This window comes from Sediminibacterium soli (genome assembly GCF_009939225.1).
GTDB classification, from domain to species: domain Bacteria; phylum Bacteroidota; class Bacteroidia; order Chitinophagales; family Chitinophagaceae; genus Sediminibacterium; species Sediminibacterium soli.
Map to the genome: position 1 here is coordinate 107,417 of NZ_JAACJR010000006.1, position 16,920 is coordinate 124,336.

Genomic DNA, 16,920 nt, shown 5'->3' on the forward strand with positions numbered 1-16,920 from the left:
TCGCTCACAAAAAAATCAGCCCGAAGGCTGATTTTTTTGTTTCATAAGTATCGGAGATACCCTTATAAATACCGTTCGATATCGTTGAGTGAAATAGGTTTTTCCAGCACGTTTACATTGATATCGGAACTGCTGACAAAATCCTTGGGGCGCTGGTAGGCGCTCATCAGTGTAATATTGAGTTTCGGAAACCGTTGCTGGATCTTCTCCGCTTCCTTCCAGCCCATACCGTCCGGCAGGTTGTTATCGAGCAGCAGAATATCGGGCGTAACGGTCTCGAGCTTCCGAAAACCATCGGAAAGCGTATGAGCCGTGTATACCTCGTAGTTTTTTTTGCTGAGGTATCCTTTGATCAACATGCACAGATCCACTTCGTCGTCAACTATTAAAACACGTTTCATGGTTCTTTAAAGTTCTAATATCATGCCAGTATATAACGCTGGAAACGATGGGTTTATTGTAGAATAAATTCCTCTAAACAGGTATTGGTACTCAATGAAATAGGGGAATGGTTTTTTAAAATTAGAGATAAAAACATTTAATAAAACTTAAAAATGACTGTATGCAAAACTCTGGCAAAATCATCCTGGGTCTGCTGGGGGCAGCGGCAGCCGGTGTAGCCATCGGTATGTTACTCGCTCCGGACAAGGGCTCAGAGATCAGGAAGAAAATTGGCGAAAAAGCGGGCGATCTGGCCTCACGCATCGGCGACCTGGTTTCTTATGGCAAGGAAAAACTGGACGATATGGCTACCGCCGTGACCAAGCAGGCTGACGGGCTTATCAACGACGCGATGAAACGCGGTGAAAACATCAAGGAATCAGTTGCGTGAAAAACATTTGCAAAGGTGGATCGGCTGGTTCACCTTTGCTTAAATAAACCTGTATGGAAACCAAAGAGCGCCCTGGAGACGACGACAAGAACATAGTTGAACTGGCCACCGAATATGTAGAGACCTATCTGAAACTGGCCGTGGTGAACATCAACCTGAAAACGACCGAAATATCTGCGGTGGCTTCTTTCAGCATGATCGCGGCATTACTCGGTTTTTTTATCTGCATGTTCCTGGGTCTTGCCGCTGCCTTCTGGCTGGCCGATCTGCTGGGGAACACCGCTGCCGGTTTTCTGATCGTGGCGGGTTTCTTTTTACTGGTCTTCCTGCTCCTGTTCCTGACGCGCAAAAAATGGTTCTTCCCCTTTATTAAAAACCTGATCGTAAGGAGTATTTATGAATAACCCCGTTATCAAAACTTACGATGACCTGCTGCTGGAAAAGCGACGGCTGAAAAGCCAGCTTACAGAAAAAGAAGCCGCGTTGCGGGAAGAATTTTCCGATATCAAACGCAAACTGAAGCCGGTAACCAAAGTCATGGATTTTATCGAGAAACTGACCACCCGGGACAGTTCCAACCCCCTGCTGAACACGGGTCTGCAGGTAGGCGTGAACCTGCTGCTGAAAAACCTGCTGCTGAAAAAAGCCGGATGGGTTACCCGGATACTGATGCCTTTCTTCGTCAAAAATTTCCTTTCGCACGAGGCGAGCGAACATCCCGAATGGATGCAGAAACTGGCCAGGCTGTTCCGGAAAACCTTCCGCAAAAAAACCGCCGAAGACGAATAATACCCCCGCCACCGCCAATCCGCGTTTCAAGGCTTCCCCCTTCTCAAGATCATTCTTTATTCATCTGTTCCTTGTTCCTCTGTTCATTATTCCTTCCTCCCTTCCCCTGTGGAATTATTTCCACAAACCGGCCCGCTTTTTGCAGGCACATTTTTTTAACAAAATGATCTGGTAAAACTCATCTGAGAGAAGAAGAGATATATGCGTAAACTCATGTTGATACTCGGCACCACAGCGTTCATGTTCTGCGCTTGCAAGAATATGAGCAAAACCCAGAAGGGTATTCTGATCGGTGCGGGTGCCGGCGCCGCTGTAGGTGCCGGAATTGGTAAAGCCGCCAACAACAATACTGCTCTTGGTGCCATCCTGGGCGCTGCAGTAGGCGGTGTAGCGGGAGGACTTATCGGAAAAAAAATGGATCAGCAGGCGAAGGAAATCGCGCAGATCCCCGGGGCCGATGTGAAACGCGTGGGAGAGGGGATCAATGTCACATTTGATTCGGGCGTTCTGTTCGAAACAAACAGTGCCGGTCTGAACAGTGCGGCCAAAGAAAACCTGGCAAAACTGACAGACGTGCTGAACAAATATCCCGATACCTATGTAAGGGTGGAGGGACATACCGATAACACCGGCTCCACGGAGTATAACCTCGGACTTTCCGAAAAAAGGGCAAAGGAAGTGAGCAATTATCTGGCGCTGCAGAAGGTAAAGACAGACCGCATCAAAACAGCCTGGTACGGCGAGGCACAGCCCAAAGCGGATAATGATACTGAATCGGGAAGGGCATTGAACAGAAGAGTGGAGTTTGCGATTTATGCCAATGAAACCATGAAAGAACAGGCAAAACAAGAATCCTCAAATACAAAATGAAAAACCAATGAAACAGTATCTAACCATCAAAATCAACATTCTTAAAAATTAAATTAACTGTTATGAACATTAAAAAGCTAATACAACTTTCTGTTTGCCTTTTGATGGTCGCAACCATCCATGCGCAGACAACCACAACCAACTGGGGCTGGGACTGGGCCGACACATCCAAGATTCCCGCATCCAGCATGCCGCAGCACCAGGAATTCCTGAACAACCAGTACATCTATCCGGCCAAGCCCCGCAACATGTGGGAACTGGGCATCGGTCTTGGCATTGTTAAGATCGAAGGCGATGTAAAAGGTAAAGCAGGTTTTGGTGGTTCTGTTTCGTTCCGTAAAGCCATCAACAACACATGGTCTATCAGAATGGGGCTTACCGGTCTGTTACCCACAGGCGATCCTTCTGCCTACGGTGTTGCCATCGGCCAGGTATCTTACAAGAACTACACGCACCAACTGAGCGTGGATGCGATCTACTCGCTGAACGCAGCCAGTCATTACCGTGGCAATCCCAAAACCAATATATACTTACTGGCAGGTTGGGGACTGAACGGTGTTCGCGTATTGTACAAAGGTGCGCCGGGTGCACAGCCGGGCGGTTACAATGTATTCTACGGAATCGGCTGGCCTAACAGCCAGGCGGGTATCATTACCTCGTTTGGTGGTGCAAACATCAACAACAGCCATGCCTGGAGACTGATCAACACGCTTAACACCGGCCTGGGTATTGCTTTCAAAGTAAGCCCCCGCTTCAATATCGGTCTTGAGCACAAATTCTCTTTCCCTGTGTATGGATATGATTTCCTCGACGGATGGAGAGGTGGGAACAGCAACGATTTTTACGGATTCAGCAGCGTTCGCCTGAACTTCAACCTGGGTAACGCTTCAAGAAGAGTGGAACCATTGTGGTGGCTTAACCCGTACAATTACATCTACAGCGAACTCAATGTTCCCCGCCACATGAAACTGCCCAAAGTGGTACTGCCTGACAGCGACGGTGACGGCGTAACAGACCAGTTTGACCTGGAGCCCAATACACCGAAAGGATGTCCTGTTGACACGCACGGTGTATCCAAAGACACAGATGGTGATGGCGTACCTGATTGCAGGGATAAAGAGATCCTGACACCGCTGAAATGCTTCCCTGTGAACGCAGACGGCGTGGGTACCTGTCCTGAACCTGCCTGCTGTAAAGAGCTCCGCGATATGCTGGCACAGCGTCCTATTGAAACAACACCTGCCTGCACCATCGGAAGCCTGCCAAGCGTACAGTTCAGCAAGAACAGCGCAAGGCTCACCAGGGCCGCCGAGTCTGTACTTGCCGGTGCGGCAGCCACCATCAAGGCAAACCCGAACTGTAATATCCGTGTAATCGGCTACGGTGCATCCAGCAAGGCTGCACAGCAAATGAGCTGGGAACGCGTAAACGCCGTGATCAAATACCTCACTGAAAAGCAGGGTATCTCTGAGAGCAGGCTGCTGTTCCAGTACGGTCAGGATGGAGATGCCAATACGGTAGACCTGCAAGGCACTACCGAAACAGGTCCTACCATGGTACCTGCGCCGCATCCCAACCTCAGGAAAGGATAGTATTTGAAGATTCTCTCATAAGTGGTAATTGGTAGTCAGTAAGGCCTGGTTTCAACTGAAACCGGGCCTTTTTTATGGACATTGCGACGCGTTGTTTTAGGGGTTAGGTAATACTCAGGGCATAAAAAAAACCTTCTGCGAAGAAGGTTTTTTTATGCTGTAATACGGTCAGTGGCTAGTCTACGGTTCTTCTGCCGAACAGCAGGGAGAGAATAAAAAGAATGATAAAAATGAAAAACAATACTTTGGCTATACCGGCCGCACTGGCAGCGATACCGCCAAAGCCGAAAATGGCAGCAATAATGGCTACTACGAGAAAAATAACGGTCCAGCGTAACATAATTGTGAAATTTAGATGAACAATATTTATACAATGAATGAAAAAACCATACCCATTGCCGTGATGTGATTGTACAATTAATTCTACACGAAGGCGGTTTGTTTTTATGCGCTGTCTGGCATAGGCTTTTATCCGTGTGGTGTAAATCAATTCGGAAATAAAGCGTGAGCAATGAATAGTGTTATCAGGATATTGTGCGGTTGTGTATTTTTTCCCGGCGTGGATGTGGATATAGAATCCATCAGGTACTACCTGTTGTCTAAAAAGAATCTCCGTTCGTAAACTGCCAGCTATGGATAGGAATACAAAAGAACTGAAGCTGAAAATTTCTGTCGAAAACGAAGCCCTTTGCGGAAGCGCTTTTTTTTCGCTGATGAAGAAATTCATCGCCAAACTCGAGGACCTCTGCGCCCGGGGCGGCGTATGCACAATCGCAAACATCGAATTGGGTGAATCGCAGGATGCCGAAAAATCCCTGAAGACGGCGCTGTTCGATGTGCGGATGAACGACGGCCGTATCATACGCATAGCCACCGGGGCCAGAACGCTTGAGGACGCCATTTCAAACGCATTTGATGAATGCGCCCTGGAGATGCTCAGCTTACAGGAAAATAGAGCGTAAACGAAGCGCCCTTGCCGGAATGACCTGCGGCTTCGATAAACCCGTAGTGGTTGGTCATGATCCTTCTGGCAATCGTAAGCCCGATGCCCTGCCCTTCATACTCCTCCTTATTGTGCAGCCGCTGGAATATGATGAATATTTTTTCGCGGAACGAATTATCAAATCCGATCCCGTTATCCCTGATGGTGATCTCGTGGTACTGTCTGCCTTTCTGTAACAGGGTGCCCTCGGTTTCCATCAGGTTATAAGTGACTTCTATTTCCAGTTCTTTATCCTGGTTGCGGAATTTGATCGAATTCGACAGCAGTTGCAGGAACAGCAGCAGCACCTGCTGGCGGTGTCCCTGTATGATGGGCAGCTTTACATCTTTGTTCAGCGTAACCCGCATTCCCCTGGTTGTTTTTACGAACACTTCCATAAAAACATTATCCAGGTCAACCGAACCGATCTTCTCCGGGTGGGTTACCAGGTTGGTGAAGTCGATCAGGTTCTTCAGCAGACTGTGCATGCGCTCTGAAGAGCGTTCTATCCGCTCCACGATATCCTTTTCTTCACCGGGCAGGCTGGCTGCATATTTGGTGGCCAGCAGGTTACTGAGGGTGCGGATCTTGCGCAGCGGTTCCTGCAGGTCGTGTGACGCCGCAAAGCTCACCTGCTCCAGTTCCTCATTGCTGCGCGTGAGTTCGAACACCGTTTTCTCCAGCATTTTCTGGGTGCGTATGCGCATCCTCAGCTCGCGTATGATCAGTGCGATGGAACAGATGAAAATAAATCCGGCAAAAGAAAATGCATATTTGAGAAAGGAAATATTGAGATCCTGGTAGCGGTTCTTTTCCTTGTCGCGGTAACTCAGCAGCGCATACTCTTCCTGCTCCATGGTGCTTACATACAGACGGATCTTATCCATTACCAGTTTACCGGCGCGCAGCTGGTCGCGAAGACCTTTTTCATTCCGCTCGCTCATGTTCTGCTGCATCATGGCCTCGCGCTGCTTCACCGCTGGTTCGAGCAGCTTTAAATACACACGTTGCTTGGGGTTGTCGGCGATGATCGTTTTCAGGTGTTCCATCACCGAATCTATCCTGGGAATGGCGGCGGCATACGGTGTTTTGAAATGATCGTTGCGGGTGAGCAGGTAACCCCGCTGGCTTGTCTCCGCATCCGCCAGCAATTGCTCCAGGTTCCGCAGGGTAATGATCACGCGGTACGTGCGGTCTACGTCCATGGTGTACTGTAGCTGCAGGCGGTTCTGTAAAAGATAGATACGCCCAAGCCATACCAGTACCACCAATGACAACGCCATGGCGATATATAAAAATCCGTTTTTCACAGTGGATTGAAAAAGACAATGTTACGCCAAAAACCGTCACCGAAATGGGGAAATATTTCCCCGTTTTTTTGACGTGTGCTGACTGATTCCAGTTGCCCGGCTCCTGAGCATCGTTTCAGAAATTTGATAATCAATAGGTTGTGTAATAACCGGGTAAAAATCGTTTTTTGGAGCCTTTCTTGCCTTATCAAGGGAGAGGAATTAATCTGATGATCTTAATGAACTAACTATGCTGCAGCAATCACAATTACAGAAGCAGACATTCAAGATACTGCCACAGCAGATACAGATGCTGGGTATCTATCACCTGAATACCATACAGCTTGAGCAACGTATCAAAGACGAGCTTGACGAGAATCCTTTGCTGGAAACCGTAAGCGAGGAAGAGCATCTTGAAAACAATTCGGTTGACAAAGACCAGCCGCAGGATTACCAGGACTGGGACGAGTACGGCTACGATGATATTGCCGATTATAAAACCGAGAACGAATCGTTTATTCACAGCAACAACATGAATATTCCCATGCGCGATTTCGTGGATTTCCGCACGGGACTGAAGCAGCAGCTGATCAACCTGCAGTTGACCGAGGAGGAGACCATCGTTGCAGAATACATCATCGATTGCCTGGAAGACAGCGGTTTTCTGGAACGTGGCCTCGAAGAGATCGCCGACGATATCTCCTTTTCACAAAAGTTATTTGTAGAACCGGCGGTAGTGGAACGCGTACTGCTGCGCATACAGGAACTGGAACCCTATGGCGTTGGTTCCAGGAATATCCGTGAGTTTCTGCTGGGACAGCTGCTGCGCCAGAAACAGTGCCCCATTGTGAAGAAAGCATTCCAGCTGATCGACAGGTTCTACAACGAACTGCAGAAACGGAATTTTGAAAAGATCTACCACGGGCTGGATATCGACGAAGAAGAACTTCCCATTATACTGAAGAAGATCGGCACATTGCAGCTGAAGCCGATCAATGAATCCGCAACTGCGGGGCTGGTGAAAGAAACCATTATTCCCGATTTCATCCTTACCGTTGAGGGCGAAAATGTGATGGTGGACCTGTACCGCCAGCGCTCACAGAACCTGTACATCAATGAATCGCTGATGAGTTCTGTGGAGAGCAGCGAGGGCAGAACCTCCGAGGAAAAATCCACCCTGCAGTACCTGAAAAGCAAACTCAGTTCCGCCATCTGGTTTGTTAACGCCATCAAACAGCGGGAAGACAATATGCTGCGTATCATGAAAGCGATCATCAAAAAACAAAAACAGTATTTTCTCAGCGGCGATGTGGCCAATATCAAACCGATGATCCTGAAGAATATTGCCGATGAAGTAGGACTTGATATCTCCACCATTTCGCGGGTAACCTGTAACAAATACATCGATACACCTTTCGGCTATGTATTGCTGAAGAACCTGTTTACCGAAGGAATCATCAATGAGGACGGCACTTCCGTGAGCAACAAAGTGGTTCAGATCAAACTGAAGGAGATCATCGATGTGGAGGACAAGGAGAACCCTTACAACGACCAGCAGCTCGTGACCTTATTGCACCAGAACGGTATCAAGATCGCACGCAGAACGGTTGCCAAATACCGCGATATCATGAATATTCCGGTAGGGGATATGCGAAGGCTTTGGGCAAAAACGGTCTGAATCATCCTAAATAGCTATTTTAGATATAACCAATGTTGGATAAGCTTATGAATAAAGTACTGATCATCGATGACGATCTGGATATGTGTCGTTTGCTGGAGCGTTTTTTAGTCAGGAACCATTTCGAAGTCAGGTTTGCCCACACGGGAAAAAAGGGTCTGGAAGAAGTGCAGAATTTCGCTCCCGATGTCATTTTATGCGATTTCCGTCTGGAAGATACAGACGGAAAGGACCTTTTATTGCAGATAAAGTCCATCTCGGCAGAGATACCGGTGATCATCATCACCGGCTACAGCGATATCAAGGTTGCGGTGGAAGTGATCAAGCACGGCGCTTTCGATTATGTAACCAAGCCCCTGTTCCCGCAGGAGATCCTGATCACCATCAACAAGGCGATCAACGACGGCAGGGCCGCGGCGCCGCAGGGCTCTGCACCGATTGCAGAAGCCGACAGCATACAGAAAGCGGCGGCTGTGCAGCCGGATGCCTCCGCCAAGAAGGTGAGGAAATCGGTTGCCGGTAAATATATTTTCGGCGACAGCAAAGAGTTCCGGCATATACTCAAGCAGATGGACCTGGTGTCGCCTACCAATTACAGCGTGATCATCTACGGGGAAAGCGGCAGCGGCAAGGAAGTGATCGCCCAGGAAATACATGCAAGGAGCAAACGCAAGAATGCGCCTTTTATCGCCATCGACTGCGGCGCCCTGTCAAAGGAGCTCGCGGGCAGCGAATTATTCGGTCATGAAAAAGGATCGTTTACCGGCGCGCTCAACCAGAAGATAGGCAGTCTTGAACTCGCCAACGGCGGAACGGTTTTTCTCGACGAGATCGCCAACCTGCCCTATGATGTGCAGGTATCCCTGCTTCGTGTGGTGCAGGAACGGAAAATGCGCCGGATCGGCGGTAATAAAGACATTGACCTGGATATACGCATCATCGTTGCCAGCAATGAAAAACTCTGGGAGGCAACAAAAAAAGGAAAGTTCAGGGAAGACCTGTACCACCGTTTCAACGAGTTCTCCATCAATGTTCCGCCGTTGCGCGAAAGAAGGAACGATATCATGACCTTTGCACATTTCTTCCTCGAACATACCAATGGCGAACTCGATAAGCATGTGGAGGGTTTTCAGCCGGAAGTGGAGCATATTTTCAAAACCTACTCCTGGCCCGGTAACCTGCGGGAGCTGAAAAATGTGGTGAAACGCTCCGCCCTGCTGGCCGACGGTTCGTATATAGATGTCACCGCCCTGCCTTTTGAACTGGTGAATTATAACAAGCTGCTGTTCGACGAAGGCGTTTCGCATGAGATGTACCAGGAGCCGGAACAGCGTTTCGAGGAAAGACCGGTGCGCGCGGCAGCGTCCGAATACAAGGCGCCCCTGCCGGCAGAGGAGCCCCTGCCGCATATGGTAAAATCGAAACCGGTGGAAGTGAACGAACATGCTTACAAGACCGCAAGCATCGACGCGGAATACGAGATGATTGTACAGGCGCTGAAGAAAGCCAATTATAATAAGAGCAAGGCGGCCAAACTGCTGAATGTAGACAGGAAAACGCTGTACAACAAGATGAAACAATACAACGAGTTCAATGAGCAATAGGCTCAGTTTTGCAATCCGCTGTCCGGAAAACCAAGAAATTCCCTGGTAAGAATATGCACATATTCTGCCAGGGATTATTTTTATACTGTTAAGCACCGCAAAAATCCCTTTGCATGTACGGTAATAACGATACCCTGCGCATACTGGTGGTAGAAGATGATGAGGATGATTTTATGCTCATCAACGAATACCTGAAAAAACTGCGTGCATGGAAATGCGAGGTAAAATGGATCTATCGTTACGATGAAGCAATAGAGGAACTGTGCAGACATCATTATACGCTTTGCTTCTCCGACTACCGCCTGGGCGCCAAAAACGGTATCGACCTGATCCGTGATGTTCAGGCCAGAACCTGCAATACGCCGGTGATATTGCTGACGGGGCGGGGCAATTACGAGATCGATATTGAAGCAACCAAGGCCGGCGCTTTCGATTACCTGATCAAGGCCGACCTGGATGTTGACAAACTGGAAAGAACGATCCGGTATACGCTGGAGCGGATACAGAACCTGCAGCGGCTGCGCGAAAGCGAACGCAAATACAGGAGCATTTTTGAAAAATCAAAGGATATCGTATTCCTGGCGGCTGCCGACACCACGGTCTTTAACATCAACCCCGCGGTGGCGGAAATACTGGAAATGTCGGTGGAGGATATCATAGGGAAGAAGCTGCTCGATTTTATTCCCAACCCGGCACAGCGTGCGCATTTTGTGGAAACGATGGAAAAAGAGACAGAGATCGAGAACTACGAGATCGAAATGCTCAGCGAGAAACGTACGCTGCGCACCTGCCTGGTATCTGCTTCCTATCAGTTGGAGAGCAACGAGGAAAAATACATCCAGGGCATCATACACGATATCACCAACCTGAAAAAAGCCGAAGCCGCCACCATTCAGGCCGAGAAACTGGCGGCTTCAGGCAGGTTTATCAGAACACTGGCGCATGAAGTGCGCAACCCCTTAAACAATATCAATCTCTCTGTTGAAAACCTGCTTGAGCAGTCGGGCGGCGAAGATGATAAACTGTATCTCGAGATCATACAACGCAATGGCAAACGGATCAACGACCTGATCACCGAGCTGCTGCAGAGTTCGCGGCCATCGGATATGGATCTGCAACCCGTATCGCTGCAGGAAGTGGTGCGGCAGGTGATAGATTCGGTGGCCGACCGGGCTATGCTGCGCAATATCACCATACGCTACGAATCCAACGAACAGGCAGCCACCATGAAGGCAGACGCTTCCAAGCTGGTGATGGCGATACTGAATATTGTGATCAACGCGATTGAAGCGGTAAAAGACGGTACGGGTGTGATCGATATCTCACTGCAGTCGCGAAGCAAACACGTACTGCTGCAGATCAGCGATAACGGCATTGGCATCAGCCCGGAAAACAAAAGCCGCCTGTTTGAACCTTATTTCACCTCCAAACGCAACGGTATGGGACTGGGGCTTGCCACCACGCTGACCATTCTAAGGGCCCATAATGCAGATATCGAGGTGGATTCGGAACTTGATCATGGCACCACTTTCCGCCTCGTTTTTCAGTTGAACTGATAAAGGAAAGCGGGGAACACATGGTTCCCCGCTTCTTCATTTAAAACCCAAAACCTATATAAAAAGAAACCACACACTGGTATTGCTGTCTACGCAAAATTCTTGTCGCCATCCGAAATCCGCAGATTCCAATAGTAATTGTCGTCTTCATCAAAGCTGAAGATGCCTAACAATGCATTTTTGCATTTGGTAAGCCAGCTGGTGTTTTTGGCGGCATCCGCCTCGTAGTAATTGGCGTTCAGAATTTTTACGCAAAGCAGTATCTGGTCCGAATCCATTTCATTTTTGATATGGTTGTTCAGATCGGCACAGATCAGTTCCTCCGGGTCGCTGATGATGCGTGCAATGCCGAACACATTCATACAAAAGCCGGAGCCTTTTTTATAATAATTCAGTCCTACAGGAAATTGTTTTTCAAACTGGGTGATCTCCTGCAATGGGCGGCTTATCGTAAACCATATATTCCCATTCTCGTCAACCTGACGGGTTTTGATGATGGTAGATTTTATATTGAGTACGCTATTCGCGTGGCTATGTAAAACCGCCGTGCCCAGTTCCTCTATTTTGCTGGTGATAAATTCCAACTGGTTATTCGTATTCATACACTCGCTTTTGCTGGTATAGAATAAAATCCCGTACCCTCTTGCCGGCATTGATTTTTTAGAAATGAATGGGGAATTAATTGCACAAATCACGGTGTAAAACCCTGCACCCGGGAGCACCCTACACCCGGGAGCGCTGCAAAGGGGTGGTATGTTTTTGACACTGTAGTGTATAACAAAAGAGTATGAGAAAACCAGCCAAATGGATCAGGAACATCGTTATCGGGATAGTTCTGCTCATTATGCTTTTTTTGTTGCTTATCCATACTTCCTTTGTCAAGAACCTGGTGCGGGGCAAACTCGAATCTTATCTTACGCAGAAGACCGGCGGCCATTTCCGCATTGCATCCATCAACTACCGTTTGCCGAAATGGATACAGATGAACGGTGTTACCATTCAGAACCAGCTGGGCGATACCGTTTTGTCGGGCGAACAGATCCGGGTCGATATCAACCTGCTGAAAGTGCTGGGCGGCAGGTACGAGATCAATAAGGTAGATCTGCAGCGGGTTTATGTGGACGCCATCCGAAAACCAGGTGACACCACTTTCAACTACCAGTTTCTCCTGGATGCATTTACTTCCAAGTCTGCCGATACCGCCCATACACCGGGCACACTGAATTTTTCCCTCGATGAAATCCATGTTTTTCAATCCGGGCTCCGGTGGATCGATCCCTTTAACGGCGTTGCCATGACCACGCGGATCGGTAACCTGCATATGTTCATAGACAGCCTGGATATTACCCGGATGCATTTTTCGGTTAACCGGGCATCGATGTCTGACGTTTATTTCGATATGAAAGCCACGCCCTCCCAGAACACGGAACGCAGTATGAACATTGCCTTGCCCCAGATAGGCCTCGGCGATGCACATATTGAACGGACACGGTTTATCTACAGCGACGCAAATGCCGGTATCCATACCGATGATGTGGTAAAGGACCTGCAGTTATCCGGTTTTCAGCTGTTCAGCTATGGCAGCGTAATGCTGCGTAAAGCCAGACTGGTGAACTCGGATATTCTGGTCGACCGGCCTTCTTTTGAAAATACCAAACTGCGCGTAGACACGCTGACAGGCGCCGTTGTGAACGACTCGCTGGGCGTGTTTCACCTGGGAGAAGTGGAGGTTGTTAATTCCAACCTCGTCTACAACGATATCAGACAACCCCGGAAAACGGGGCTCGATCCGCATCATATCAAGGTAAAGAACCTGATAGCGTATGCCAACAGCATTGATTATACCGGGAAAAAAATGAATGCAGGTATTTCGTTTTTATCCGGAAGAGAGAAAAGCGGATTTGTACTCGACAGCCTGCATGGAAATGTTTCCATCACCGATTCGGTCATGGCGGTGGATCATCTGATGGCAAAGACCCCGTATTCCTACGTATCGGGGTCTGCGCTGGTATATCCTTTTAGTCTGCAGCCGGCCGACAGATCGGCCGTAAAAAATGAAATCCATTTCGTCAATAATATTCTGTCAAAAAAAGACCTTGCTTTACTTGCGCCCGGAATTGCCAGGCGGTACAGTGCCGCGCTTTCGGGTATCAGCACCCTGTACCTGACGGCGGACGCGGCAGGTAATGCCAGGCGGATGGTGGTATCCAGACTGGTGGCAGGCACCAACCGAAAAGATGTATCGTTGAATGCCTCAGGCACCATCATCAACGCCAATGCGGGGAACAATTTGCGTTTTGATGCAAAGCTCCATCAGTTAACGGTAACGGGTAGCCTGGTTGCGGGATTCCTCGATGCCAGAACAAGACAACAGGTGCAGCTGCCGCCCGTGCTGCGGGCCAGCGGAACGGTAAAAGGCGGTATGAACGATCTTACCACGGATATCAGGGCCAGCAGCGCTTTCGGGCAGGCAACCGTACGCGGTACGGTCAGGAATTACCGGCAGCCCCGCAAACTTTCTTATAACCTTACCCTGCTTGCCAAAGATTTGGAGACCGGAAAATGGATCAGGCGTGATTCCCTGTTCGGCAAATTGAATGGAACCATCATGGCCAGGGGTTCGGGAACAACGTATAAAACCCTCGATATACAGGGCGGAGCCGACCTGGCTTCGTTCCGTATAATGGATCATAACTATACCGATCTGCATGTAAATATATCGGGAACCAGGGGCAGGTACACCCTCAGGGGCCGCACAGGCGATCCGCTGCTGCAGACGAATTTTGATGCGGATATAGCGCTCAACGGACAGTATCCTTCCGGCAAAGGGAAACTCGATATCATCCACGCCAATCCCTATGCGCTGGGTTTGTACAAGGATTCCCTCTCGCTGGCCGCCAAAACGGTCTTTGCTGTTCCCAGCCTGGATCCTAATGCACTCGATGCATTTATCCGTATGGACAGCGTAGCCATACGCCAGGGTGAGCGTGTTTTCAGGATGGACAGCCTGATCGCAAAAGGATACCGTGACAGCGGGCTTACCCATATCACCGTCAATTCTGCGCCCCTTGATGCCGTTCTGAAAGGCAAGTACAATTACCTGCAGCTGGCATCGGTGCTGCAGCAGGTAACGGCGCAATACATGGGACAGTCCGTGAGCAGGCCGTTGACCGGGTACGAACTGGACCTGGCTGCCAATATCAAACCCGATCCATTGTATGCGGTGCTGATACCGGGTTTGTTTTTCGATAAAAATATTGTGATGCGCGCGCGTATCGACGATCATCGAACAGATACTTCCCATTATGTGGATGTATCTGCGCCGGGCATCAACTACAATGGCAGTACGCTGGCCAATCTCCGCGTGAACGCCCGCGGCAATGGCGACTCGCTGCATTTTACTGCCCTGGCAGATACCGTAAAGGCCGGGTCCGTGCTGTTATATACCACGGCTGCAACCGGCGGGCTGCGGAACAACCGGTTCAGTGCGGCCCTTTCTTCTGCGGACAAGGACGGTACCGAACGTTTTGCGCTTGGCGTTACCGGCAGTGGCGATACCGGACAGTACCGGCTGCAGGTAACGGACAAAGTAAAACTCAATTATGCCAGCTGGCAGGTAAATAACGGTAATACGATCAGCGTTGGAAAAAACGGAATCAATGTATCGCAGCTGGCGATCAGTAAAGGTTCCGAACAGGTGGCCATCAACAGCAACGGGCCTGCCCCGAACGCGCCGATGGATGTAAAGATCGACCGGTTTGCCCTGCAGAATATCACCTCGCTTTTCAATACCGATTCGATGCTGATAGAAGGACAACTGAATGCCACGGTAAAGGTGTCGGATCTCGATAAAAAAATACCCACGCTCGATGGAACATTGCGTGTGGACAGTCTGCATTACCAGTCCATACCCATCGGCAGGATCGATCTTACCGCCCATACCACGAGCGAACAGGCGGTGAATGTCACCGGGTCGCTGACGGGCTATGGCAATAATGTAGCCATGAGCGGAACTTACGACCAGCAGCAGGTGAATGCACAACTGAACCTGAACCCGATCACGTTCAAAACCATCGAACCCTTTACCGCAGGTGCGCTGAAAAATTCAGGCGGCACGGTTTCGGGACCGCTAACGATCAGCGGCAGCATAGCAAGTCCCCAGTGGCGCGGCAGCCTGCGTTTTGATTCCGTGCATACCAGGGTTGCGCAGTTTGGTACGGCCCTGCTGGTAGACGGTCAGACCATCGAACTGGCATCGCCGCTGATCAGTTTCAACGGGTTCGCGGCCAGGGATTCGATGAATCATGCGCTTGTGATCAATGGTACGGTCAGACAGGATCCCGGCAGAACGGCAGTGACCAACCTCACTGTACAGACCAAGGATTTTATTGCCATGAGCAGCACCGCCGCGGCCAACAGACAACTGTATGGCAAGGCCATCGTGGATATGGACACCCGGATCACAGGGCCTGTTACCGCACCCGAAGTGGTGGGAAGCGTTGCACTGAAAGACGGTTCCAATATCACTTTTGTAAAAACCCCGATCATCGCCACCGCTAAGGAACGGGAGAATATTATGCAGTTTGTGGATATGGATACGGTGAAAACAGATTTCGTGACACCGGTACTGCAGCGCGACAGGACCAGGTACGGGGTATTGAGCTATAACCTCAACATCAATATCAGCAAGGATGCGCAGTTCAACCTCATTATCGATCCGCTCACAAGAGACGAACTGCAGGTAAAGGGTGCAGGTGAGTTAAGCGCCGGTGTCAGTCCCAACGGCGCCATATCGCTAACGGGCGCCTATAACCTGTCGAGGGGTTATTACCAGATGAACTACCAGTTCCTGCGCCGCAAATTCGATCTGCAGGAAGGCAGTACGCTGCTGTTCTCGGGCGATCCCATGAATGCGCAGGCCGATATCACCGCTGTTTACGATATCGATGCATCGCCTTTTGACCTGGTGAACAACGAAGTGACGGATAACAGCGGGATCGACAGCAAACTCTACCGCCAGCGTGTGCCGTTTCAGGTACTGCTGCATATAACCGGGCAGCTGTCCGCCCCGCAGCTGAATTTCGATATCAAGATCAAGGAGAATACGGCGGGACTGAACTATACATTTGCGAATACCATCGATAACAAACTGGCGCAGATGCGCAACGATCCTTCTTCGATGAACAAACAGGTATTCGGTCTGTTACTGATGGGCAGGTTTATCGGCGAACAGAGCACGGATTTCTTTCGCAATATAGGCGGCAGCAGCGGTTATGGCGCAGACGAAGTGGTAAAGGAAAGCGTAAGCCGTTTTCTGACCGAGGCAGTGAACCAGGTGGCATCCAACCTGATCAAGGGGGTGGATGTTAACGTAGACCTGGCCACACAGCAGGACTATGCCACCGCTGCAGAGCGCACCGACCTGAACGTAGCTTTTTCCAAACGCTTTCTCAACGACAGGATCAATGTAACCGTGGGCAAAAGTTTTACCGTGGAAGGACAGGATCCTGCCACCAGGGGGCAGCAGAGTGCGGGGCAACAATACATTCCCGATATCACCACCACCTACAAACTGTCGCGGGACGGACGGTATATGCTGAAAGCTTACCAGCGTAACCAGTACGAAGCCATCCTCGACGGCTATTTTGTAGAAACAGGCGTTGCATTCAGCCTGGTGATGGATTATAACAGGTTCAGGGAACTTTTAAGAAAGAAAAAAAATAAATAA

14 protein-coding genes are annotated in these 16,920 nt (G+C 49.5%); 10 read left to right on the top strand and 4 right to left on the bottom strand.

Features of this window, described 5'->3' with window-relative positions; all coding sequences use genetic code 11:
* Positions 1-62 precede the first annotated feature (62 nt).
* The gene (locus tag GWC94_RS04400; protein WP_161833813.1) at positions 63-401 is read right to left on the bottom strand and encodes a response regulator; all 339 of its coding nucleotides are present in this window, start codon (positions 399-401) and stop codon (positions 63-65) included.
* Between the two features lie 161 nt (positions 402-562).
* Here GWC94_RS04400 and GWC94_RS04405 point away from each other — a divergent pair, with 161 nt between their 5' ends.
* From GWC94_RS04405 to GWC94_RS04425, 5 genes are all read left to right on the top strand, one after another.
* Positions 563-832 carry a YtxH domain-containing protein gene (locus tag GWC94_RS04405; RefSeq protein ID WP_161833814.1) on the top strand — a complete coding sequence of 90 codons (270 nt, stop codon included), beginning with the start codon at positions 563-565 and terminating at the stop codon, positions 830-832.
* A gap of 53 nt (positions 833-885) precedes the next feature.
* A complete protein-coding gene (locus tag GWC94_RS04410; RefSeq protein ID WP_161833815.1) occupies positions 886-1,236 on the top strand; it encodes a phage holin family protein in 351 nt (116 codons plus the stop codon).
* The gene (locus GWC94_RS04415) at positions 1,229-1,621 is read left to right on the top strand and encodes a hypothetical protein (RefSeq protein WP_161833816.1); all 393 of its coding nucleotides are present in this window, start codon (positions 1,229-1,231) and stop codon (positions 1,619-1,621) included. The genes GWC94_RS04410 and GWC94_RS04415 overlap by 8 nt, the downstream gene beginning before the upstream one ends.
* A 201-nt stretch (positions 1,622-1,822) precedes the next feature.
* The gene (locus GWC94_RS04420) at positions 1,823-2,491 is read left to right on the top strand and encodes an OmpA family protein (protein WP_161833817.1); all 669 of its coding nucleotides are present in this window, start codon (positions 1,823-1,825) and stop codon (positions 2,489-2,491) included.
* 104 nt (positions 2,492-2,595) lie between these two features.
* A complete protein-coding gene (locus tag GWC94_RS04425; RefSeq protein ID WP_161833818.1) occupies positions 2,596-4,083 on the top strand; it encodes an OmpA family protein in 1,488 nt (495 codons plus the stop codon).
* Between the two features lie 175 nt (positions 4,084-4,258).
* Here the strand turns inward: GWC94_RS04425 and GWC94_RS04430 are convergent, their stop codons facing one another.
* Positions 4,259-4,423 carry a DUF1328 family protein gene (locus GWC94_RS04430; protein ID WP_161833819.1) on the bottom strand — a complete coding sequence of 55 codons (165 nt, stop codon included), beginning with the start codon at positions 4,421-4,423 and terminating at the stop codon, positions 4,259-4,261.
* Positions 4,424-4,715: 292 nt separating this feature from the next.
* On the opposite strand from GWC94_RS04430, the gene GWC94_RS04435 reads away from it, so the two are divergent.
* Positions 4,716-5,045: a hypothetical protein gene (locus GWC94_RS04435; RefSeq protein WP_161833820.1), complete on the top strand. Its 330-nt coding sequence runs from the start codon at positions 4,716-4,718 to the stop codon at positions 5,043-5,045.
* On the opposite strand, the gene GWC94_RS04440 is transcribed toward GWC94_RS04435, so the two are convergent.
* The gene (locus GWC94_RS04440) at positions 5,020-6,348 is read right to left on the bottom strand and encodes a sensor histidine kinase (protein ID WP_161833821.1); all 1,329 of its coding nucleotides are present in this window, start codon (positions 6,346-6,348) and stop codon (positions 5,020-5,022) included. The genes GWC94_RS04435 and GWC94_RS04440 overlap by 26 nt on opposite strands.
* A gap of 256 nt (positions 6,349-6,604) precedes the next feature.
* On the opposite strand from GWC94_RS04440, the gene rpoN reads away from it, so the two are divergent.
* The 3 genes from rpoN (at position 6,605) to GWC94_RS04455 (ending at position 11,192) form a co-directional block, all read left to right on the top strand.
* Entirely contained in the window at positions 6,605-8,032 is a 1,428-nt protein-coding gene (rpoN, locus tag GWC94_RS04445; protein WP_161833822.1) for an RNA polymerase factor sigma-54, read from the top strand.
* A gap of 47 nt (positions 8,033-8,079) precedes the next feature.
* The gene (locus GWC94_RS04450) at positions 8,080-9,636 is read left to right on the top strand and encodes a sigma-54-dependent transcriptional regulator (RefSeq protein ID WP_161833823.1); all 1,557 of its coding nucleotides are present in this window, start codon (positions 8,080-8,082) and stop codon (positions 9,634-9,636) included.
* Between the two features lie 113 nt (positions 9,637-9,749).
* Positions 9,750-11,192, top strand: coding sequence for a hybrid sensor histidine kinase/response regulator (locus tag GWC94_RS04455; protein WP_161833824.1), 1,443 nt, complete (start codon positions 9,750-9,752; stop codon positions 11,190-11,192).
* Between the two features lie 89 nt (positions 11,193-11,281).
* Here the strand turns inward: GWC94_RS04455 and GWC94_RS04460 are convergent, their stop codons facing one another.
* Complete coding sequence (locus tag GWC94_RS04460; protein ID WP_161833825.1) at positions 11,282-11,794, bottom strand: hypothetical protein; 513 nt, start codon at positions 11,792-11,794, stop codon at positions 11,282-11,284.
* 185 nt (positions 11,795-11,979) lie between these two features.
* On the opposite strand from GWC94_RS04460, the gene GWC94_RS04465 reads away from it, so the two are divergent.
* Complete coding sequence (locus GWC94_RS04465) at positions 11,980-16,920, top strand: translocation/assembly module TamB domain-containing protein (protein WP_161833826.1); 4,941 nt, start codon at positions 11,980-11,982, stop codon at positions 16,918-16,920.